This window comes from Acidovorax sp. LjRoot118, from assembly GCF_964253575.1.
Lineage (GTDB): Bacteria > Pseudomonadota > Gammaproteobacteria > Burkholderiales > Burkholderiaceae_C > Acidovorax.
The window spans coordinates 2,357,655-2,377,297 of record NZ_CAXURB020000001.1; the positions used below are offsets into that span (position 1 = coordinate 2,357,655).

At 68.1% G+C, this 19,643-nt stretch carries 22 protein-coding genes and 2 tRNA genes; 9 read left to right on the forward strand and 15 right to left on the reverse strand.

Annotated features, from left to right (window positions below):
- Positions 1-57 precede the first annotated feature (57 nt).
- The 9 genes from ACSQ9E_RS11135 to ACSQ9E_RS11175 all read left to right on the forward strand — a co-directional run bounded on the left by ACSQ9E_RS11135 (position 58) and on the right by ACSQ9E_RS11175 (position 5,937).
- Complete coding sequence (locus tag ACSQ9E_RS11135; RefSeq protein WP_057267691.1) at positions 58-1,272, forward strand: IscS subfamily cysteine desulfurase; 1,215 nt, start codon at positions 58-60, stop codon at positions 1,270-1,272.
- Positions 1,273-1,309: 37 nt separating this feature from the next.
- Positions 1,310-1,708: a Fe-S cluster assembly scaffold IscU gene (gene iscU, locus ACSQ9E_RS11140; RefSeq protein WP_057203115.1), complete on the forward strand. Its 399-nt coding sequence runs from the start codon at positions 1,310-1,312 to the stop codon at positions 1,706-1,708.
- 6 nt (positions 1,709-1,714) lie between these two features.
- Positions 1,715-2,038, forward strand: a complete 324-nt coding sequence (gene iscA, locus ACSQ9E_RS11145; protein WP_057203114.1) for an iron-sulfur cluster assembly protein IscA — start codon at positions 1,715-1,717, stop codon at positions 2,036-2,038.
- 92 nt (positions 2,039-2,130) lie between these two features.
- Entirely contained in the window at positions 2,131-2,649 is a 519-nt protein-coding gene (gene hscB, locus ACSQ9E_RS11150) for a Fe-S protein assembly co-chaperone HscB (RefSeq protein WP_436178555.1), read from the forward strand.
- Positions 2,650-2,732: 83 nt separating this feature from the next.
- Positions 2,733-4,601 (forward strand): Fe-S protein assembly chaperone HscA, encoded by a 1,869-nt coding sequence (hscA, locus tag ACSQ9E_RS11155; protein WP_436217792.1) that lies wholly within the window; start codon positions 2,733-2,735, stop codon positions 4,599-4,601.
- A gap of 39 nt (positions 4,602-4,640) precedes the next feature.
- A complete protein-coding gene (gene fdx / locus ACSQ9E_RS11160) occupies positions 4,641-4,979 on the forward strand; it encodes an ISC system 2Fe-2S type ferredoxin (RefSeq protein ID WP_057203111.1) in 339 nt (112 codons plus the stop codon).
- A gap of 1 nt (position 4,980) precedes the next feature.
- Complete coding sequence (dnaQ, locus tag ACSQ9E_RS11165) at positions 4,981-5,694, forward strand: DNA polymerase III subunit epsilon (RefSeq protein WP_436217793.1); 714 nt, start codon at positions 4,981-4,983, stop codon at positions 5,692-5,694.
- Between the two features lie 39 nt (positions 5,695-5,733).
- A tRNA-Val gene (locus ACSQ9E_RS11170) sits at positions 5,734-5,808 on the forward strand.
- A 54-nt stretch (positions 5,809-5,862) separates the two neighbouring features.
- Positions 5,863-5,937, forward strand: a tRNA-Val gene (locus ACSQ9E_RS11175).
- Positions 5,938-5,986: 49 nt separating this feature from the next.
- On the opposite strand, the gene ACSQ9E_RS11180 is transcribed toward ACSQ9E_RS11175, so the two are convergent.
- The 15 genes from ACSQ9E_RS11180 to ACSQ9E_RS11250 form a co-directional block, all read right to left on the reverse strand.
- Positions 5,987-6,958 carry an MBL fold metallo-hydrolase gene (locus ACSQ9E_RS11180; RefSeq protein ID WP_436217794.1) on the reverse strand — a complete coding sequence of 324 codons (972 nt, stop codon included), beginning with the start codon at positions 6,956-6,958 and terminating at the stop codon, positions 5,987-5,989.
- Between the two features lie 32 nt (positions 6,959-6,990).
- A complete protein-coding gene (locus ACSQ9E_RS11185) occupies positions 6,991-7,860 on the reverse strand; it encodes an ABC transporter substrate-binding protein (protein ID WP_436217795.1) in 870 nt (289 codons plus the stop codon).
- Positions 7,861-7,929: 69 nt separating this feature from the next.
- On the reverse strand, positions 7,930-8,673 hold the full coding sequence (locus ACSQ9E_RS11190; RefSeq protein WP_436217796.1) for a GntR family transcriptional regulator: 744 nt from the start codon (positions 8,671-8,673) through the stop codon (positions 7,930-7,932).
- Positions 8,674-8,689: 16 nt separating this feature from the next.
- Positions 8,690-9,376: a cysteine hydrolase family protein gene (locus tag ACSQ9E_RS11195; protein WP_436217797.1), complete on the reverse strand. Its 687-nt coding sequence runs from the start codon at positions 9,374-9,376 to the stop codon at positions 8,690-8,692.
- Complete coding sequence (locus tag ACSQ9E_RS11200) at positions 9,373-10,989, reverse strand: ABC transporter ATP-binding protein (RefSeq protein WP_436217798.1); 1,617 nt, start codon at positions 10,987-10,989, stop codon at positions 9,373-9,375. Before ACSQ9E_RS11200 ends, ACSQ9E_RS11195 begins: the two co-directional genes overlap by 4 nt.
- A gap of 17 nt (positions 10,990-11,006) precedes the next feature.
- Entirely contained in the window at positions 11,007-11,708 is a 702-nt protein-coding gene (gene biuH, locus ACSQ9E_RS11205; RefSeq protein WP_057203100.1) for a biuret amidohydrolase, read from the reverse strand.
- Between the two features lie 21 nt (positions 11,709-11,729).
- Positions 11,730-12,650 (reverse strand): ABC transporter permease, encoded by a 921-nt coding sequence (locus ACSQ9E_RS11210; RefSeq protein ID WP_057203099.1) that lies wholly within the window; start codon positions 12,648-12,650, stop codon positions 11,730-11,732.
- Positions 12,647-13,747: an ABC transporter permease gene (locus tag ACSQ9E_RS11215; protein ID WP_436217799.1), complete on the reverse strand. Its 1,101-nt coding sequence runs from the start codon at positions 13,745-13,747 to the stop codon at positions 12,647-12,649. The genes ACSQ9E_RS11210 and ACSQ9E_RS11215 overlap by 4 nt, the downstream gene beginning before the upstream one ends.
- Before the next feature lie 13 nt (positions 13,748-13,760).
- Positions 13,761-14,882 carry a BMP family ABC transporter substrate-binding protein gene (locus tag ACSQ9E_RS11220; protein ID WP_436220210.1) on the reverse strand — a complete coding sequence of 374 codons (1,122 nt, stop codon included), beginning with the start codon at positions 14,880-14,882 and terminating at the stop codon, positions 13,761-13,763.
- Positions 14,883-14,945: 63 nt separating this feature from the next.
- Positions 14,946-15,326 (reverse strand): oxalurate catabolism protein HpxZ, encoded by a 381-nt coding sequence (gene hpxZ / locus ACSQ9E_RS11225; protein WP_436217800.1) that lies wholly within the window; start codon positions 15,324-15,326, stop codon positions 14,946-14,948.
- Between the two features lie 14 nt (positions 15,327-15,340).
- Positions 15,341-16,759, reverse strand: a complete 1,419-nt coding sequence (locus ACSQ9E_RS11230) for an AtzE family amidohydrolase (RefSeq protein WP_436217801.1) — start codon at positions 16,757-16,759, stop codon at positions 15,341-15,343.
- Entirely contained in the window at positions 16,756-16,965 is a 210-nt protein-coding gene (locus ACSQ9E_RS11235; protein ID WP_428000598.1) for a DUF4089 domain-containing protein, read from the reverse strand. The genes ACSQ9E_RS11230 and ACSQ9E_RS11235 overlap by 4 nt, the downstream gene beginning before the upstream one ends.
- Entirely contained in the window at positions 16,962-17,783 is an 822-nt protein-coding gene (locus ACSQ9E_RS11240; protein WP_057267666.1) for an ABC transporter ATP-binding protein, read from the reverse strand. Before ACSQ9E_RS11240 ends, ACSQ9E_RS11235 begins: the two co-directional genes overlap by 4 nt.
- The gene (locus tag ACSQ9E_RS11245) at positions 17,780-18,610 is read right to left on the reverse strand and encodes an ABC transporter permease (RefSeq protein WP_057203092.1); all 831 of its coding nucleotides are present in this window, start codon (positions 18,608-18,610) and stop codon (positions 17,780-17,782) included. Before ACSQ9E_RS11245 ends, ACSQ9E_RS11240 begins: the two co-directional genes overlap by 4 nt.
- Before the next feature lie 11 nt (positions 18,611-18,621).
- Positions 18,622-19,641 carry an ABC transporter substrate-binding protein gene (locus ACSQ9E_RS11250; RefSeq protein ID WP_428000599.1) on the reverse strand — a complete coding sequence of 340 codons (1,020 nt, stop codon included), beginning with the start codon at positions 19,639-19,641 and terminating at the stop codon, positions 18,622-18,624.
- Positions 19,642-19,643 lie beyond the last annotated feature (2 nt).

Sequence of the window (19,643 nt, forward strand, 5' to 3'; positions counted from 1 at the left end):
TTACTGTACTGCCCCTTGTTGTTTGCAAGCCAGCAACCTTCCTGAGCCAGCCACGCCATGACTCCACACTTTCCCATCTATCTCGACTACGGCGCGACCACGCCGGTGGACCCCCGCGTGGTGGACGCCATGATCCCCTGGTTGCGCGAGCACTTCGGCAACCCGGCATCGCGCAGCCATGCCTGGGGCTGGGAAGCGGAAGAGGCCGTGGAAAAGGCGCGTGTGCAGGTGGCCGAGTTGATCAACGCCGACCCGCGCGAGATCGTCTGGACCAGCGGCGCCACGGAATCGATCAACCTGGCCCTGAAGGGCGCGGCCCAGTTCTATAAGGGCAAGGGCAAGCACCTGATCACGCTCAAGACCGAGCACAAGGCCGTGCTGGACACCGTGCGCGAGCTCGAACGCCAGGGCTTTGAAGCCACCTACCTCGACGTCAAGGAAGACGGCCTGGTGGACCTGGAGGCCCTGAAGGCCGCCATCCGCCCCGACACGGTGCTCGTGAGCATCCTGTTCGTGAACAACGAGATCGGCGTGATCCAGGACATCCCGGCCATCGGCGCACTGTGCCGTGAAAAGGGCGTGCTGCTGCATGTGGATGCCGCGCAGGCCACCGGCCGCGTCGAGATCGACATGAATACCCTGCCCATCGACCTGATGAGCATGACCGCGCACAAGACCTACGGCCCCAAGGGCGTGGGCGCCCTGTACGTGCGCCGCAAGCCCCGCGTGCGCCTGGAAGCGCAGATGCACGGTGGCGGCCATGAGCGCGGCATGCGTTCGGGCACCTTGCCCACGCACCAGATCGTGGGCATGGGCGAGGCCTTCCGCATCGCCAAGGAAGAAATGGCCGAGTCCAATGCCAAGGCGCTTGCTCTGCAGCAGCGCCTGCTCAATGGCCTGAAGGACATCGAACAGGTGTTCATCAACGGCAGCATGGAACGCCGCGTGCCACAGAACCTGAACATGAGCTTCAACTTCGTCGAAGGCGAATCGCTCATCATGGGCATCAAGGGCCTGGCCGTGTCGTCGGGCTCTGCCTGCACCTCTGCCAGCCTGGAGCCCAGCTACGTGCTGCGAGCCCTGGGCCGCAGCGACGAGCTGGCCCACAGCAGCCTGCGCATGACCATCGGCCGTTTCACGACCGAGGAAGAGATCGACTACGCCATTGGCACCATCCGCGAGAACGTCGCCCGCCTGCGCGAGCTGAGCCCGCTGTGGGAGATGTACCAGGACGGCATCGACATCAGCACCATCCAGTGGGCTGCGCACTGACCGAATTGCATTTTGAAGAATTGAAGAGGTACACATCATGGCTTATTCAGACAAAGTGGTTGACCATTACGAGAACCCCCGCAACGTGGGCTCGTTCGACAAGGGTGACGATTCGGTGGGCACCGGCATGGTGGGCGCGCCCGCCTGCGGCGACGTGATGAAGCTGCAGATCAAGGTGAACCCCGAAACCGGCGTGATCGAAGACGCACGCTTCAAGACCTATGGCTGCGGCTCGGCCATCGCCTCGTCCTCGCTCGTGACCGAATGGGTCAAGGGCAAGACGCTGGACGAAGCGGCTGCATTGAAGAACAGCGTGATCGCCGAAGAGCTGGCCCTGCCGCCCGTCAAGATCCACTGCTCCATCCTCGCGGAAGACGCCATCAAGGCCGCAGTGCTCGACTACAAGACCAAGCACGCTGCCGCAGTGGCTGCCTGATCGACCATGGCCATCACGCTGACCGAAGCCGCTGCGCGGCACGTGACCCGCTACCTGTCCCGCCGGGGCAAGGGGCTGGGCGTGCGCCTGGGCGTCAAGACCACGGGCTGCTCGGGCCTGGCCTACCAGCTCGAGTACGTGGACGACAGCGCGCCTGAAGACGTGGTGTTCGAAAACCACGGCGTGAAGTTGCTGATCGACCCCAAGAGCCTGGCCTACATCGACGGCACCGAACTCGACTTCGTGCGCGAGGGCCTGAACGAAGGCTTCAAGTTCAACAACCCCAACGAGCGCGACCGCTGCGGTTGCGGTGAGAGCTTCCGCGTCTGATCATTTGCGGGCCCCTGTGCCTGTGTTGAGCGCCCAGCCAAACCGCCATCGCACCCCCGTGCTGGCGGTTTTTTCTTGACCCTTTCCCCTCCATGAACCTGCAATCCGACGATTTCGAGCTGTTCGGCCTGGCGCAGCGCTTTGCGCAGGAGCGCAGCGCCATTGATGCGCGCTGGAAGGAGCTGCAGCGCGAAGCCCACCCCGACAAGTTCGCCGCCCAGGGTGCTGCGGCCCAGCGCGTGGCCATGCAGTGGTCGGTGCGCATCAACGAGGCCTACCAGCGCCTCAAAGACCCGCTGCGCCGTGCCGCCTACCTGTGTGAGCTGCGCGATGCGCCGATCCGCGCCGAGGACAACACGGCCATGCCGGCGGCCTTTCTGATGCAGCAGATGGAATGGCGCGAAGCGCTCGAAGACGCAGAGGACGAGGCCGCTCTGGAGGCGCTGGACGACGAGGTGCAGCAGGCGCGGCGCGCAGCGCTGGCCCGCTGCGGCCAGTTGCTGGACGACGAGGGCGATGCCGCAGGCGCGGCGCGCGAGGTCAGAGCCCTCATGTTCATTGCGCGATTTGCCGACGACATCGAACGCCGCCGGGATCAACTGGGACAATAGAGGTTAGCGGGGCTTGCCCCCTTTCCTGCGGGCCGCCCGGCGTGCTCGCAGACAACGCAGAACACGACGACAAGAATCACTCCATGGCGCTTTTGCAGATATCCGAACCCGGCCAGTCCCCCGACCCGCACCAGCGGCGCTTTGCCGTGGGCATCGACCTCGGGACCACGCATTCCCTGGTGGCGGCCGTGCGCAACGGCGTGGCCGAATGCCTGCCCGACGACCAGGGCCGGGTGCTGCTGCCCTCGGTGGTGCGCTACCTGGAGGAGGGCGGCCGCCAGATCGGGCACGACGCCGTGGCCGCGCAGGTGGAGGACCCGCGCAACACCATTGCCTCGGTCAAGCGTTTCATGGGCCGGGGCCTGGCAGACGTGGCCGATGCCGGCAAGCTGCCCTACGACTTCGTGCCCCCGGCCGACAGCGCCCTGGGCATGGTGAGTCTGGCCACCGTGGGCGGCGTGAAGTCGCCCGTGGAGGTGAGCGCCGAGATCCTGGCCACGCTGCGCTACCGCGCCGAAGACACCTTCAACGACGACCTGTACGGCGCGGTGATCACCGTGCCCGCGTACTTCGACGACGCCCAGCGCCAGGCCACCAAGGACGCGGCCCAACTGGCCGGCATCCACCTGCTGCGCCTGATCAACGAGCCCACGGCCGCAGCCATCGCCTACGGGCTGGACAATGGCAGCGAGGGCGTCTACGCCGTGTACGACCTCGGTGGCGGCACCTTCGATATCTCCATCCTGCGCCTCACGCAGGGGGTGTTCGAGGTCATCGCCACGGGCGGCGATTCGGCCCTGGGCGGCGACGACTACGATGCCGCCCTGGCGGATTGGGTGCTGCAGCAGTTGGGCCGCACGGTCGAGTCGCCCTGCGACAAGGTCGCGGCCCGCATGGCGGCCCGGGCCTGCAAGGAGGCGCTGAGCGCCGCCGACAGCGCCACCTTCACCGCACAGCTGGCAGGCGAGGGCGTGCAGCACGCAGTGGCGCGCGCGGACTTCGAGGCCGCCACGGCGCCGCTCACGGCGCGCTCCATGGTGGCAGTGCGCCGTGCGCTGCGCGATGCACACCTCACCCGCGAGGAAGTGCAGGGCGTGGTCATGGTCGGTGGCTCCACCCGCATGCCGCAGGTGCAGCAGGCCGTGGCCGACTTCTTCGGCACCACACCGCTGACCAACCTCAACCCCGACGAGGTGGTGGCCCTGGGCGCCTCGATCCAGGCCAACCAGCTGGCCGGCAACAACACGGCGGGCGACCTGCTGCTGCTGGATGTGATCCCGCTGTCGCTGGGCATCGAGACCATGGGTGGCCTGGTGGAGCGCATCGTGGCGCGCAACGAGACCATTCCCACCGCCAAGGCGCAGGACTTCACCACCTACAAGGACGGCCAGACCGCCCTGGCCATCCACGTGCTGCAAGGCGAGCGTGACCTGGTGCAGGACTGCCGGAGCCTCGCGCGCTTCGAGTTGCGCGGCATTCCGCCCATGGCGGCCGGCGCGGCGCGCATCCGCGTGACCTTCACCGTCGATGCCGACGGCCTCTTGAGCGTGAGCGCCAAGGAGCAGGGCAGCGGGGTGGAAGCACGCATCGACGTGAAGCCCTCCTACGGCCTCTCGGACGACGAGATCGCCCGCATGTTGCAGGATGGCTTTGCCACCGCCGCGCAGGACATGCGCGCCCGCGCGGTGGTCGAGGCCCGCGTGGACGCCGACCGCATGCTGCTGGCCACCCAGAGCGCACTCGACGCCGACGGCGACGTGCTCTCGGCAGCAGAGCGCACCGGTATCGACGCCCTGATGCAGGCCCTGCGCCAGCAGCGCGAATCGGAGGATGCCGCCGTGATCGAAGCCGCCACCGAGGCCCTGGCCAAGGGCACGGAAGCCTTTGCCGCGCAGCGCATGAACCGCGGCATCCAGCAGGCGCTGGCCGGCCGCAACGTGCAGTCCTTCTGACCGCCCCTTTCTATCCCTTACAAGAACAAGACGCCCGCCATGCCCGTCATCCGAATCCTGCCCCACCCGGAATACTGTCCTGCCGGCGCCGAAATCACGGCGCCCGCCGGCACCTCGATCTGCGAGGCCATGCTGGACAACCACATCGACATCGAGCACGCCTGCGACATGAGCTGCGCCTGCACCACCTGCCACGTCATCGTGCGCCAGGGCCTGTCCTCGCTCAACGATGCCGAAGAAGAAGAGGAAGACCTGCTGGACCGCGCCTGGGGCCTGGAACCCCAATCGCGCCTGTCCTGCCAGGCCATCCTGGCGCAAACCGATGTGACCGTGGAAATCCCCAAGTACACGATCAACCACGCTAAAGAGAATCACTGACATGACACGGCAGATCGTTCTCGATACCGAAACCACCGGCCTCTCGGCCGAAGGTGGCGACCGCATCATCGAACTCGGTTGCGTGGAGCTGTTCAACCGCAAGCTCACCGGCAACAACCTGCATTTCTACTTCAACCCGGGGCGCGAAAGCCACGAGGACGCGCTCAAGGTCCACGGCATCAGCAACGAGTTCCTGCGCGACAAGCCCAAGTTCGCCGAGCTGGCGCCCGACATCCTCGAGTACCTGAAGGACGCCGAGGTCATCATCCACAACGCGGCCTTCGACGTGGGCTTTTTGAACAAGGAGCTTGAGCTCACGGGCCGCCCGCCGCTCAAGACCTATGTCGGCAGCGTGACAGACACCCTGGCCATGGCCAAGGAGATGTTCCCCGGCAAGCGCAACTCGCTGGACGCGCTGTGCGACCGGCTGGAGGTGGACAACTCGGGCCGCACGCTGCACGGCGCCTTGCTCGATGCCGAGCTGCTGGCCGACGTGTATATCAACATGACGCGCGGGCAGGATGCGCTGCTGGTCATCGACGACACGGACGACAGTGCTGGCGGCATCAGCGTGGCTGCCATCGACTTGAGCGCCCTGGTGCTGCCCGTGCTGCCCGCCAGCGAGCAGGAGGTGGTATCGCACGCCGAGGTGCTAACGCAGATCGACAAGGCCAGCAGCGGCAAGACAATCTGGCGAAAATTCCAGACGGCCTGAAAAGTTGGGCTATAATCGAAGGCTTGTCGCAGCGACAAAGGGAGATTAGCTCAGGGGTAGAGCACTGCATTCACACTGCAGGGGTCGCAAGTTCGAAACTTGCATCTCCCACCACCCACGCTCGCAGACAGGCCACGGCAAAATCCTTAGCACGAAGGATGGCGCTGCGGGAGATTAGCTCAGGGGTAGAGCACTGCATTCACACTGCAGGGGTCGCAAGTTCGAAACTTGCATCTCCCACCAATTCGAAACCCTTGCAGATTGCGGTCTGCAAGGGTTTTTTCGTTTCGGTTCAGTTACTCGTCTTGCCGCAGCCCGTCGCGCAGTTGCCGGCCGCCGTGAACTCCATGGTTCGGCCAGACAGCGGCACGATGACCGGGACGCGCGAGGCCTTGATGAAGGCCTCGGTCTTGCTGCCCGGCCGCACCATGCCATCCACCGTGCCGACCTCGTTGACGTGGGAGGCGATCACGGACGCTGGCTTGACCAGCTCATTGATCACGTAGGCGGCCTCGGCAGGGCCGGTGCTGAAGCCGTCGCCGATGTTCATCACCGCCAGCTTCGCTTTGTAGTAATCGCGCACCACGCGCTCCTGATCGGCGGTGATGCCCGTGTCGCCCGACAGGTAGGCCACCAGCCCGTTGCTGAAGGTCAGCACATAGCCGGTTGCAAGGCCGACGTCACCGGCAATGCCCGCCGCCTTCATCGCATCGCCCAACTGGCCGCCGATGTAGTCCGGGTCCACGCCGTTGCTGTGCATTGCCGTCACCGTGGCGATGCGCACGCCCCCCACCGTGACACTGCCGCCGAAGCGAGCCAGCATCGAGTTGGCCGGGTCGCCGCCATTGGCCTTGAGCTTGGCCGCGAAGAAGGGCGGCATCTCGCTGCCGGTCACAATCTTGGACTTCTTGGCCAGCGCGATGTTCACCGCGCTGGAGTTGGGCAGGGCCGAGACCGACATGTCGGGGCTGGCACAGGTCCCGGAATTGGGTGCCTTGTTGTGCGCATTGCCGATGTGGTCGCCGTGCATGTGGCTCACCAGGATGATGTCGATCTTGCCCAGGCGCGGGTCATTGGCACCGGCTACCGTGCGGCCCGGGTCGTACAGCACGCGTGTGCCGTTGGGGTCCTCGAAGACCAGGGCCCGGTCCTGCGGGCACAGCTCACCATCGATGCCGCCCAGCGGCGTCACCTTCACGGTCTGGGCCTGGGCCGACAGGGTGGTGGCCAGCAAGAGGGCGGCGGCATAACATGTCAGGCGCATGGGATCTCCTTGAAAGTGGGGATGGGAAAGGGTCAGCGCTGCGGCGCCGGGTCGGCGACGGCCGCACCCTCGATGCCATGGCGCTTGAGCGCGGCGGCGACGAAGCCGCTGGATTTCATGCGCTCGACGAAGGCGTGCAGCGTGGCGCGGGCCAGAGGCGGGCGGCTGGCCGGCACACCCATGGCCTGCTCGATCACCATGAAGCGGCCGGGCAGCAGCCGCACGCCGGGCACGCGCTGCGCATCGGCCTCCAGCTGCTGGCGCACACCGGCCGCAACGTCGAGCTTGCGCGAGATGAATTCGTCGACCACCTGGGGCGAGGTCGGAGCCCGCACCAGTGTGGCCTGCTTGATCTCGCGGGTGAGGAACAGGTCGTAGGCACTGCCCTTGCCGACCACCACCGTGGTGCCCGGCCGGTCGACCTGGGCGTTGGCCGCCAGCGGCGAATCGGCGCGCACCAGGTAGGCGCCCTCGATCACCACATAGGCCGCGGTGAACGACACACCTTCGCCGCGCACCGGGTCGATGGCGAAGAAGCCGACGTCGGCCGCGCCCGCACGCACCACCTCCACCGATTTGCCGGCCGCATCCACGGCCTTGAGCTCCACCGGCACGCCGAGCTGCCGACCGAGTTCGTGCGCCAGGTCGACCGATACGCCCTTGAGCGCACCCGTGGCCGCATCGCGCGAGGCGAGCACCGGGTTGCCCAGGTTGATCGAGGCCCGCAGCGTCCCGTCCGGCGCCAGTGCCCGGATGGCTTCCGCCGGAAGGGCGGGGGACGCAGTGGTGGATTGGGGGCTGCTGGGAGCCGTGAGTGCACAGCCACTCAGGGCGGCAGCACACAGCAGCTGCGCCAGGTGGATGCGCGACGGACGCCGCGCAAGGGTGCTGGTGAGAGGCAAGGCAGAACTCCTTCTGTGGCGAGGGGAGCGGCGGATGCTGCGATCCCCCACGCCCGGAGATTGTGTCACTTACCCTGCACTGGGACCCAAACGCGCCACGTGCACCTGGTGCAGCGTGATCTTGCGCACCTCGGCCTGGCTGGTCTGGATGTGGGCGCGCAGCAGCATGGCGGCCTGGTCGCCGCGGTGCGCGCGGATGGCCTTGAGGATGGTGGCGTGCTCGTCGTACGTGGCATCGATGCGCGCCTGCTGCGTGAAGTCGAGCCGGCGGATGATGCGGATGCGCTCGGTCACGTCGCGGTGCACGCGCGTCATCTCGGCATTGCCGGCGGCGCGCACCAGCGCGCAGTGGAAGGCCTCGTCCCAGGCCGCCACCTGCAGGGTGTCGGTGCTGCGCTGGTCCGGTGGCACCAGCCAGATGTTGTTGAGCTCGTCGAGCAACCGGTGGTCGACCTGGATGGACTTGAGCACCCCTGTGCCTTCGTCGCACAGGCGGTGCACGGCCGTGGTCTCCAGCACCATGCGCAGGTCGTAAAGCTGCTCGAACTGGTCGAAGTCGAAGGGCAGCACGCGCCAGCCGCTGCGAAACAGCACCTCCACGTACCCCTCCTGCTGCAGCCGCACCAGTGCCTGGCGCACGGGCGTGCGCGAGACGCCCAGGCGTTCGCAGATCTCGTTCTCGGTGAAGCGGTCGCCCGGCACCAGCTTGAACTCGCCCACGTCACGCTTGAGCTGGGCGTACACATCGTCGGCGCGCGAGCTGCGCACCGGCTTGGGTTTGGAAGGAGGGGAGGCGGGGCGGGGGGTCTGCACAAGGCGACTTTAGCAACTACGGGGCCAGTACCGCGTCGGCCAATGCCGACAGCAATGCGGCCGATGGGGCGGTCCAGCCGACGATGGCGCCCTGGGCGCGCAGCATCTCGATGGCGGCTGCCTTGAAATGGGGGAAATAGCTCTCGGTGCAGTCTTCGAGCAGCAGGCCATCATAGCCGCGGTCATTGGCCTCGCGCATGCTGGTCTGCACGCAGACCTCGGTGGTCACGCCCATGAAGACGAGGTGGGTGATGCCGCGCGCCTGCAGCACTTCGTGCAGCCCCGTGGCGTAGAACATGCCCTTGCCAGGCTTGTCGACCACGATCTCGCCCTCCACCGGAGCCAGCGCGGGAATGATCTGGTTGCCCGGCTCTCCCGCCACCAGGATGCGGCCCATAGGCCCCGCGTCGCCGATGCGCAGCTGCGGGTTGCCGCGCAGGCGCTTGGCGGGCGGGCAGTCGGAGAGGTCCGGCCGGTGCGATTCGCGCGTGTGCACCACCAGGCCGCCTGCGGCGCGCCAGGCGTGCAGCACGGCCTGGCAGGCCGGCACGATGGCTTCGAGCAGCGATACGTCGTTGCCCAGGGTCTCGCCGAAGCCGCCGGGCTCGATGAAGTCGCGCTGCATGTCGATGATCACCAGCGCGGTGTGCGCCAGCGCGAAGCGAAAGGCGAAAGGGTTGGCGTGGATGGTCGTCAGGCTCATGCCGCTTCCTGGTGGGGTGTGTGATCGTGCCCGCCGCCCATGTAGGCGCCCAGCACATGTCGCTCGGCGATGGCGGCCGGGGTCTCGTGGACGATGCGGCCTTCGCTCATGACGACGATGCGGTCCGCCAGCTCCAGCAATTCGTCCAGGTCTTCGCTGATGAGCAGCACGGCGCCGCCGCGCTCGCGTACGCCGAGGATGCGGCTGTGGATCTCGGCCACGGCGGCGAAGTCCAGGCCGAACACCGGGTTGGCGGCGATCAGCACATTGATCTCGCCCGCCAGCTCGCGCGCCAGCACCGCGCGCTGCACGTTGCCGCCCGACAGGCTGCGGATGGGCGCGCCCTCGCCCTGGGTCTTGACGCCGTAGCCGGCGATCCACTCGCGCGCCCGGCTGCGCCAGGCCGAAAAACGCAGCACGCCGCCCCGCGACAGCGGCGGCTGGTCGAAGTCGCGCAGGGCCATGTTCTCGGCCACCGAGAGGTCGTCCACGCAGGCATTGCGCAGCGGCTCCTCGGGCAGGCTGCGCACCTTGAGCTCACGGTTCTGTGCGCGGGTGGCCGTGTAGTCCCGGCCCAGCACCTGCACCCGGCCCGTCAGGCGCGGGCGCTGGCCCACCAGCGCCTCGACCAGTTCGCGCTGGCCGTTGCCCGAGACGCCGGCCACGCCCAGCACCTCGCCCTTGCGCACCGACAGCGCGAGGCCATGCAGGGCGAGGGTGCCACGGTCGCCCAGGGCCTGCAGGCCTTCCACCTGCAGCGCCACCTCGCCGGGCGGCACGGGTTCAGTCGCTGCCGGCGCCGCCCCTGGTACGGGAGCGTCCTGCCTTTGCGTGGGAGCGCCTGGCGGCGCAGCGCTGTCTCCCATCATGGCCTGGGCCAGCGCCTGCGGGCCGGTGTCGGAAACCCGGCAGTGGTGCACGGCCTGGCCACGGCGCAGCACGGTCACCGCGTCGGCATAGGCCATCACCTCGCGGAACTTGTGGGTGATGATGACCACGCTGCACTGGCCGCTGCGCGCAAAGGCTCGCACATGGCCCAGCACCTCGTCGGCCTCCTGCGGGGTCAGCACCGAGGTGGGTTCGTCCAGGATCAACAGGCGCGGGCGCAGGTACAGCTGCTTGAGCAGCTCGAGCTTCTGCTTTTCGCCGGCGGCCAGCTCCGAGGGGCGTGCGTCCAGTTCCAGCTGGAAGGGCGTGGTGGCCAGGAAGGCCTGCAGTTCGGCGCGCTTGGCGCGCCAGTCGATCAGTGCGGGGGTCTGGCCGCCGGCCAGCAGCAGGTTCTCGGCCACCGTCATGCCCGGGGCCAGCGTGAAGTGCTGGTAGACCATGCCGATGCCCAGGCTGCGTGCGACGATGGGGTTGGCGATGGCCTGCTCGCGCCCGTCCAGCAGGATGGCGCCTTCCTCGGCCCTCTGGAAGCCCGCCACGCACTTGACCAGGGTGCTCTTGCCCGCGCCGTTCTCGCCCAGCAGGGCGTGCACGCTGCCGGGCTCCACGCGCATGTTCACGCGGTCCATGGCGGTGAAGCTGCCAAAGCGCTTGGTCAGGTTCCAGGTCTCCAGCGCCAATGCACCTTTGCCTGTGGGCAGTGCGCCTATGGGTTGTTCGGACATGGGAGCTTCCTTTTCCTTCAGGCCAATGCGGCCAGCAGCGCGCTGGAGGGCGCATGCGCGCCGAACACTCCGCCCTGCATGGTCACCATGTTCAATGCGGCCTGGTGGTTGGCCGGGTCGGTTGCAGCCGTGCAGTCGGACAGCAGCAGGCACTCGTAGCCGCGGTCGTTGGCCTCGCGCATGGTGGTGTGCACGCAGACATCGGTGGTGATGCCGGCGAGGATCAGGTTCTGCACACCCGCCAGGCCGAGCACCATGTCCAGGTCGGTGGCGTAGAACGAGCCCTTGCCGGGCTTGTCGATCACTACCTCGCCGGGCAGCGGCGCCAGTTCCGGGACCAGCTCCCAGCCGGGCTCGCCGCGCACCAGGATGCGCCCGCACGGCCCGGCGTCGCCGATGCCCAGGCCCTCCTTGCCGATCTGGCGCGAGCGCCAGCGCTTGTTGGCCGGCAGGTCGGCGAGATCAGGCCGGTGCCCCTCGCGGGTGTGGATGACGCGGTAGCCCTGCGCGCGCAGGGCCGGCAGCAGGCGCTGCAGCGGGGCGATGGGCGCGCGCGTGAGGGCGATGTCGTAGCCCATCACGTCCACATAGCCGCCGATGCCGCAGAAGTCGGTCTGCATGTCGATCACGATCAGCGCGGTGTTGTCCGGGCGCAGGTCGCCGTTGTAGGGCCAGGCATAGGGGTTGGCCTGCACATGGCGGGTGGTTGGGGTGGTCACGAGGGCGGTTCCTTCGGAGGGTTATTTGCTGGAAGAGAGTTCGCCCGGGCTGCCAGCGGCCACGCTGCCGGGCTTGCAGGTCAGCACCAGGATCAGCAGGGTCAGCACATACGGCACGGTGTTGAACAGGTGGTAGCCCCAGCCCACACCCACCGACTGCAGCGCCGGGCCGATGGCGCCGGCCCCGCCGAAAAGCATGGCGGCGACCATGCAGCGCAGCGGGTTCCAGCGCGCGAAGATCACCAGTGCGACGGCGATTAGGCCCTGGCCGCTGGAGATGCCCTCGTTCCAGCTGCCGGGGTAGAACAGGGTGAGCGAGGCGCCGCCCAGCCCGGCGATGAAGCCGCCCGCCGCCGTGGCCGCGATGCGGATGCCGGGCACCGAATAGCCGAGCGCGCGCGTGGCGTTGGCCGAGTCGCCCGCCAGCCGCACCAGCAGGCCCCAGCGCGTGCGCGCAAAGGCCCACCACAGGACCACGGCCAGCACCATGCCCAGCGGCAGCAGGGCGTTGACCTGCAGGGCCGACTGCACCACGGGCGAGTCGCTCCAGCCGCCCAGCGGCAGCGCGGGGATCTGCGGGGCCTGGGGCTGGATCAGCGGCTTGCCCAAGTAGAAAGCCAGGCCCGTGCCCAGCAGCATCAGCGCAATGCCGGTGGCCACGTCGTTCACGCGGGGCAGCGAACACAGCACGCCGTGCAGCGTGGCCAGCAGGGCGCCCGCCGTGGCCCCTGCCAACACGCCCAGCCAGGGCGAGCCGGTCAGGTAGGCGCCGCCGAAGGCTGCCATCGCCGAAAGCACCAGCACCCCCTCCAGCCCGAGGTTGATGCGGCCGGATTTTTCGGTGAGGCACTCGCCCAGGCTCACGAAAAGGAAGGGCGCGCCCACGCGCAGGGCCCCGCCCACGATGCCGGCCACCAGGGCAATCCATTGGTCTGCGGTCATGTGGGCTCCACATTCGCGGTGGGAGGGGCGCTTGGAGTCGTCGTCTCGGCGGGCCGGCTGCGCCGCTGGGCCCACAGGGCCCGCCAGTCCACGTCACGCAGCGCCTCGCTGGCCAGTATCAGCACGAAGGCAATGCCCTGCAGCACCATCACCGAGGCATCGGGCAGGCCCAGGCGGCGCTGCAGCAGGCTGCCCGCCGCGCCGAAGCCGCCGAAGAGGATGGCCACCGGTATGATGGCGATCGGGTTGTGCCGCGCGATGAAGGCCACGAGGATGCCGGCGTAGCCGTAGCCCGCGATCAGCGCGCCGTTGGCATTGGTGTGCACCGCCGCCACCTCCACGGCACCGGCGAGGCCTGCCGCCGCGCCGCCCAGGGCGCAGGCCACCAGGATCAGCCGGGTGGCCGGCAGGCCCACGAGTTGCGCGGCGCGCGGGTTGCCGCCCACCACGCGGATCGAGAAGCCCGAAGCCGTCCAGTGCAGCCACAGGCCCAGCGCCACGCAGGCCAGCACGCCCAGCACCAGGCCCCAGTGCACGTCCGAGCCGGCTATGCCACCGATCAGCAGGCCCGGATCGAGGCTGGGCGTGGCCGGCTTGTTCAGGCTGGCAGGGTCGCGCAGGGTGCCCTCCACGAAGTGCTTGAACAGGCCGATGGCCACGTACGACAGCAGCAGGCTGCTGATGGTCTCGTTGATGCCGCGGTACTGGCGCAGCCAGCCCGCCAGCATGATCCACAGCGCACCGGCCACGGCGCCTGCGGCGCAGGCCAGCGCCGTGCCCGCCACATTGTCGGGCAAGGCCACGGCCATGGGCAGCGCCGCGGCGGCCAGGCCGCCGAGCACCAGTGCGCCCTCGCCCCCGATGATGGTCAGCCCCGCCCGCGCGGGCAGGGCCACGCACAGGGCCGTGAGCATGAGTGGTGCGGAGCGCTGCAGGGTGTTCTGCCACGAGAACCAGTCGCCGAACGCACCCTTGAACAGCGTAGTCCACACGTCAATCGGGTTCACGCCCGCAAAGCCGACGAAGCCGCCGAACAGCAGCAGAGCCAGCCCGATGGCGACAACGGGCAAGAGGACGTCCTTGGCGGCCGAATGCATGGCAGTCCCTTGCTTAGAACGAGCCGAGGACGCCTTCGACCAGGTAGTCCATCTTTTCCAGCTCCAGGTCGGTCTGCTTGAACGACTTGCCGCTGGCGATGACCTCCTTGCCCTTGTTGTTCTTGAGCGGGCCCTTGAAGATGTCGAAGCCGCCCGCGATCATCTTGGCCTTGGTGTCGTCGGCCTGCTTCCTGGCGGCTTCGCTCACGGCCGGGCCGTAGGCGGACATCTTCACAAAGCCTTCCTTCAAGCCCCCGCGCAGGAAGTTGGGGTGCGGCTTGCCGGTGCGGGCCGCCTCGATGATGGTGGTGTAGGCCGTGAGCCAGTTCCATTCGGCCCCCGTCAGGTAGGCCTGGGGCGCCAGCTTGGCCTGGCTGGCGTGGTAGCCGCAGACCATCTTGCCGCGCTTGGCGGCGGTTTCGACAATGACCTTGGGCCCGTCCACGTGCATGGTGAACACGTCGCAGCCCTGGTCGGCCAGGCTGTTGGTGGCCTCGGCCTCCTTCACGGCCATGGACCAGTCGCCCGTGAAGATCACGCTGCAGGTGATGCCCGGCTTGACCGAGCGCGCGCCCAGCGTGAAGGCATTGATGTTGCGCAGCACCTGCGGGATGGGCTTGGCGGCGATGAAGGCGATCTTGCCGCTCTTGCTCATGTGGCCGGCCACCACGCCGTTGAGGAACTGGCATTCGTCGATGTAGCCGAAGAAGCTGCCCGCGTTCTTGGGGTGCTTGCCTTCGGTCCACATGCCGCCGCAGTGCGAAAAGCGCACGTCGGGGTACTTGGCGGCCAGCGCCAGCAGGTGCGGGTCGAAGTAGCCGAACGAGGTCGGGAACAGCAGCTTGGCGCCGTCCTGCGCGATCATGCCGGTCATGGTCTTCTGCACGGCGGCGGTCTCGGGCACGTTCTCCTCTTCGACCACCTTCACGCCGGGCATCTTCTTGAGCTCGGCCGCAGCCTGGGCATGGGCCTGGTTGTAGCCATAGTCGTCGCGCGGGCCGACGTAGATCACGCCCACGGTGAGCGGGGCCTGCGCGTTGGCCTGCATTGCCCAGCCGCCCAGGGTGCCAGCAGCGCCCAGCGCCGCAAGGGCTTGCAGGGATTCGCGGCGGTTCGGGTTGGCAAGGCGGGTCATGGGTTTCTCGTGTTTCATGGCGGTCCTTTCGGCAGGGGTGGATTCAACGGGAAGGGGATGGGGTCAGTCGAGCAGGCTCACGTGGGCGGCGACAACGCGCCAGCCGGCCTCGGTGCGCAGCCAGGTCTGGCTCTGGCGGCCGGAGCGGGCGCTGCTCTCGCGCTGGAACTCGACGTTGGCGGTGGCGAAGTCGCGGCCGTAGGTGGTGATCACTGTCTTGAGCAGGCGCCGCTGCAGCCCCTGGGCCGGGCGCCCGGCGCGAAAGGCCTGGATCTGCGCGTAGCCGTAGAGGTTCTCGGTGGCGCCGTAGCGCAAGGTATGGGGGCTGTCCCAGAAGAGTTCGTCCAGCACCTCCACCTTGTTGTGCACCAGGGCGTCTTCGTAGCGGGCGAACACGGCCTCGACCTCGGCGAGCACCTCGGGCTGGTTGATGGTGTAGGGCATGGAAGAGATGTCTTTCACAAGGCAGCGATAGGGGCGCGGCAGATGCCCGCAGCCTCCAGCACGGCGGCGGCGCGCAGCGCCAGGTCTTCGCGCCAGGGTGCCGCGATGATCTGCACGCCGATGGGAAGGCTTGCGTGCGCGCCCCACACCGGCACGGCGCACACCGGCAGGCCGATGCACGAGAGGGGCTGGGTCAGCAGGCCCATGTTGGGACGCAGCGGCAGGTCGCGCCCATTCAGGTCGAAACGCTCGGTGCCGATGGGCGTGGCCGCGCAGGGCGTGGCGGGGGCCAGCAGCAGGTCGTAGCGCGACAGCACCCGTGCGGCTTCGTGGGCATAGCGGCTGCGCACGCGCTGCGCGCGTGCCACCCAGGCGGCAGGGATCAGCGCGCCGGCCAGGAAGCGGTCGCGCGACAGCGGCTCGAAGTCGGCTGCGCGCGTGCGCAGGTTATCGAGGTGCAGGGCTCCGGCCTCCGCGTTGGTGATGAGGAAGGCCGCCGCGCGGCCGGCCTCCACCAGCGGCAGCTCCACCGGCTCGGCCTGTGCGCCCAGCGCCTGCGCCACCCGGGCCACGGCGGCGCGCGCCTCGGGCAGGGCGTTGTCGGCAAAGTAGCCGCCCAGCACGCCGATGCGCAGGCCGGCCACGCCTTGGCCCAGGTCTTGGGCCACCGGCTCGGCCGGCCGCTGTGCGCAGCCGGCATCGTTGTGTGCGGCAGGTGCCTCGGGGCCCTGCATGGCGTCATAGGCCAGCGCCAGGTCGCGCACGCTGCGCGCCATGGGGCCCAGGTGGTCCAGGCTGGAGATGAAGGGAAAGCTGCCTGTGCGCGGCAGCCGCCCGAAGGTGGGCTTGAGGCCGAACACGCCGCACAGCGAAGACGGCACGCGGATGGAGCCATTGGTGTCCGACCCGAGCGTGATGGGCACCTGGCCTGCGGCCACGGCCGCGCCGGAGCCGCCCGACGAACCACCGGCGATGCGGGCCAGGTCGTGCGGGTTGTGGCAGGCGCCCTCGTGGCTGTTCTCGGTGGTGAAGCCGTAGGCATACTCGTCCATGTTGAGCGCCCCGACGAGGATGGCCCCCGCTGCCTCCAGGCGCTGCACCAGCAGGCTGTCGGCCCTGGCGGGAGGGCGGTCGCGCTCGATCTTGGAGCCAGCCAGGGTGGTGAGGCCCGCCACGTCGAACAGGTTCTTCACGGCAAAAGGCACACCCAGCAGGGGCAGGGCGGCCTGGGTTCCAGCTGCCAGGCCGGCATCGATGCGCGCGGCCCGCGCCAGGGCCCGTGCCCGCAGCACGGCGGTGAAGGCGTTGACGCGGGCGTCGGTGTGCTCGATGCGGTCCAGGCAGGCCGTCACCAGCGCGGTGGCGGTCACGTCGCGCGCCGCCACGGCCTGTGCCATGCCGGCGGCATCCTGTTGCCACCAGTGCGCCGTCATGCGCGGCCTCCCTCGGCCGGCAGCACCGGGACGAAGGCCATGGCGGGCTCGTCCGTCGCGTCCAGCGGCACGGCGTTGACGGTGTCGGCAAAGCCGTTGGCCAGCGCCAGGTAGCCGAGCACGGCCGCGCGGTGCTCGGGCGCGATGGGCAGGCCGACGGCCGTGGCCGCGGCGTCGAGGTAGCGTTCGAGCTCGGCCGCGTTCATCGGCGCACCTCGCGCTGAAAGATCTCCAGGCTGAGCTTCTTCATGGCCACGAAGCTCGGCTCGCTGAGCGTGGCCAGGGTGCGCGGGCGGGCATCGTCGTAGTGCAGGATCTCGGCCACGCGGGTGGGGCGCTTGGTCAGCAGCAGCACCTCGTCGGCCAGGTAGACGGCTTCTTCCAGGTCGTGCGATACCAGCAGCATGGTGGTGCCGGTCTGCATGAACACCTCCTGCAGCTTCTCGCGGATGAACAGCGTCATCTCGAAGTCGAGTGCCGAGAAGGGCTCGTCGAGGAACAGCACCTCTGGGTTGGGCGCCAGCGCCCGCATGATGGAGGCCGTCTGCTGCTGCCCGCCCGAGAGCTCGTAGGGGTAGCGGTTGAGGTCGAACTTCACGTCGAACGAGGCCACCAGCTCGGCCATGCGGCGGTCCACCTCGGCCTTGCTCTTGCCTTCGAGCTTGAGCGGGTAGGCGATGTTGTCGATGGTGCGCATCCACGGGAACATCGCTTCGCGGTAGTTCTGAAAGACATAGCCGATCTTGGTGTCCTTGAGGCTTTTGCCGTCGAACAGGATCTCGCCGCTGTCGATGGGCACGAGGCCGGCGATCATGTTGATCAGCGTGCTCTTGCCGCAGCCGTTGGGGCCGAAGACCGAGACGATCTTGTGCTTGGGGATGTCGAGGTCGAAGTCCTCGTACAGCGGCCAGCCGGCGAAGTACTTGGTCAGCCCGCGGATGGTGATGTGGGTGCCTGCCGGGCCGGGTGTGAAAACACGCTTGGGCACATCGGCATACACGGCGCCATTGACGACGGTGTTCATCGGCCGCTCCAGTGAACGATCCTGCGTTCGGCGACGAGGAACAGGATGTTGAGGGCATAGCCCAGGGCGCCTGCAGCCAGGATGGCGGCGTACATGCTCTTGACGTTGAGCACCTGCTGCGCATCGATGATGCGATGGCCCAGGCCGTTATCGGAGCCGATGAACATCTCGGCCACGATCACGATGACCAGCGCCATCGACACGGCCGAGCGCAGGCCGACGAAGGTGGGCTGCAGGCTCTCCCAGACCAGCACGTCCTTGAAGATCTGCCAGCGCGACGCCCCCATGACCCGCGCCGCCATCACGCGCTGCTTGCGGGCATTGATCACGCCGTAGGCGCTGTTGAAGATCACGATCAAAAAGGCGCCGAACGCGGCGATGGCCACCTTGTTCACGTCCGACACGCCGAAGATCAGGAGGAACAGCGGGATCAGTGCCGACGAGGGCGTGGAGCGGAAGAAGTCGATCAAGAACTCCACGCTGCGGTAGGCGCGCTCGTTGCTGCCCAGCAGCACCCCGAGCGGCACGCCGATCACGGCCGCGATCAGGAAGGCCTGCACCGTGCGCCAGACGGTCACCGCGAAGTCCAGCAGCAGCGGCCCGCCCGCCAGGCCGGTGACCAGCGTGAGCACGGTGGCGCCGGGTGGTGGCAGCAGGATGGGCTTGATGAAGCCCAGCCGCACCACCAGGTCCCAAAGGATGAACAGGGCCAGGGGGCCGACGAAGGGAAGCAGCTTGTCCCAGGCGGGCGTCTTGGGCGCAGCGGATGCCGCCTTGCCTGCGGGCGGCGACCAGGCGCCGGCGGTGGTGGAGGTGGTTTCGGCCATGGCGCGCCCCTTCAGGCCTTGTAGATCAGGCTGTCGACCACGACCTTCTTCTCGAAGATGCCCTTTTCGGTGAACAGGTCGTAGAACTTCTGGAAGTACGCCAGGTCGCTGGGCTTGAACTCGTTGTGCAGCATGTACGAGGCCAGCGGCACCTCGGCCGTGAGCGCGCCCTCGATGGCGGTGTAGCCCTTCATGAACTGCCGCGCCTCGTCGGGCTTGGTGCGCACCAGCTCGATGCCGCGGGCGTAGGCGGCGATGAACTTCTTGGCCACCTCGGGGTTCTTCTTGATGAATTCGCTGGTCAGGCTGGCTGCGCCGCCGTGCCAGGGCGCCATCGCGTCGCCCAGGATGTATTTGGCGACCACGCCCGATTCGATGATGCGCGTGGTGCCGTTCATGCGGCCGATGGTGCCCGTGGGCTCCAGGGTGTAGCAGGCGTCGACCTGGCCGGCGACGATGGAGGCGATGTGCTGGCCAATGGGCAGCTCGGTCACGGTGGCACCCGTCGCGCCGGCACGCTCCAGCATGGTCTTGCACAGCGTCATGTTCTGGATGCCGGGGCCCGAGGCGACCTTCTTGCCCTTGAGGTCGGCCATGGTCTTGATGGCGCTGTCCTTGCCGGTGATGAACTGGTCGAGCACGAACTTGGCGTTGCTCGGGTTGGTGGCGAAGATCTTGAACAGGCCCGGCTGGGCGATCTCGCCGATGGCCAGGTTGGCCGAGCCGGTGCCGTTGGAGCTGCCGTCGGAGCGGCCCGAGAGCATGGCCTCCATCACCTGTTGGGCGCCCGCGAACTTGAGCGGCTCCACATCCAGGCCCGCCTCCTTGAAATAGCCTTTCTCCACCGCAGCGAAGAAAGGCAAACCGGCCGCCACGGGCCAGAAGCCGATGCGGACCTTGGGGCCGGACTGGGCGCGCACCAGGGCAGGGGCTGCGAGCATGCCCAGCGTGGCGGCCGAGGCTGTGAGGACGCGGCGGCGCGAAGTGCTGGTGATAGTGCCGGTGGATGGGATGGAACTGTGGGATGTCATGG

What these genes read in the sequence shown, in the direction of transcription:
- ACSQ9E_RS11135 (WP_057267691.1), top strand. Translation starts at nt 58, where the DNA reads ATGACTCCACACTTTCCCATCTATCTCGACTACGGCGCGACCACGCCG.
- iscU (WP_057203115.1), top strand. Translation starts at nt 1,310, where the DNA reads ATGGCTTATTCAGACAAAGTGGTTGACCATTACGAGAACCCCCGCAAC.
- iscA (WP_057203114.1), top strand. Translation starts at nt 1,715, where the DNA reads ATGGCCATCACGCTGACCGAAGCCGCTGCGCGGCACGTGACCCGCTAC.
- hscB (WP_436178555.1), top strand. Translation starts at nt 2,131, where the DNA reads ATGAACCTGCAATCCGACGATTTCGAGCTGTTCGGCCTGGCGCAGCGC.
- hscA (WP_436217792.1), top strand. Translation starts at nt 2,733, where the DNA reads ATGGCGCTTTTGCAGATATCCGAACCCGGCCAGTCCCCCGACCCGCAC.
- fdx (WP_057203111.1), top strand. Translation starts at nt 4,641, where the DNA reads ATGCCCGTCATCCGAATCCTGCCCCACCCGGAATACTGTCCTGCCGGC.
- dnaQ (WP_436217793.1), top strand. Translation starts at nt 4,981, where the DNA reads ATGACACGGCAGATCGTTCTCGATACCGAAACCACCGGCCTCTCGGCC.
- ACSQ9E_RS11180 (WP_436217794.1), bottom strand. Translation starts at nt 6,958, where the DNA reads ATGCGCCTGACATGTTATGCCGCCGCCCTCTTGCTGGCCACCACCCTG.
- ACSQ9E_RS11195 (WP_436217797.1), bottom strand. Translation starts at nt 9,376, where the DNA reads ATGAGCCTGACGACCATCCACGCCAACCCTTTCGCCTTTCGCTTCGCG.
- ACSQ9E_RS11200 (WP_436217798.1), bottom strand. Translation starts at nt 10,989, where the DNA reads ATGTCCGAACAACCCATAGGCGCACTGCCCACAGGCAAAGGTGCATTG.
- ACSQ9E_RS11210 (WP_057203099.1), bottom strand. Translation starts at nt 12,650, where the DNA reads ATGACCGCAGACCAATGGATTGCCCTGGTGGCCGGCATCGTGGGCGGG.
- ACSQ9E_RS11215 (WP_436217799.1), bottom strand. Translation starts at nt 13,747, where the DNA reads ATGCATTCGGCCGCCAAGGACGTCCTCTTGCCCGTTGTCGCCATCGGG.
- ACSQ9E_RS11220 (WP_436220210.1), bottom strand. Translation starts at nt 14,882, where the DNA reads ATGACCCGCCTTGCCAACCCGAACCGCCGCGAATCCCTGCAAGCCCTT.
- hpxZ (WP_436217800.1), bottom strand. Translation starts at nt 15,326, where the DNA reads ATGCCCTACACCATCAACCAGCCCGAGGTGCTCGCCGAGGTCGAGGCC.
- ACSQ9E_RS11230 (WP_436217801.1), bottom strand. Translation starts at nt 16,759, where the DNA reads ATGACGGCGCACTGGTGGCAACAGGATGCCGCCGGCATGGCACAGGCC.
- ACSQ9E_RS11235 (WP_428000598.1), bottom strand. Translation starts at nt 16,965, where the DNA reads ATGAACGCGGCCGAGCTCGAACGCTACCTCGACGCCGCGGCCACGGCC.
- ACSQ9E_RS11240 (WP_057267666.1), bottom strand. Translation starts at nt 17,783, where the DNA reads ATGAACACCGTCGTCAATGGCGCCGTGTATGCCGATGTGCCCAAGCGT.
- ACSQ9E_RS11245 (WP_057203092.1), bottom strand. Translation starts at nt 18,610, where the DNA reads ATGGCCGAAACCACCTCCACCACCGCCGGCGCCTGGTCGCCGCCCGCA.
- ACSQ9E_RS11250 (WP_428000599.1), bottom strand. Translation starts at nt 19,641, where the DNA reads ATGACATCCCACAGTTCCATCCCATCCACCGGCACTATCACCAGCACT.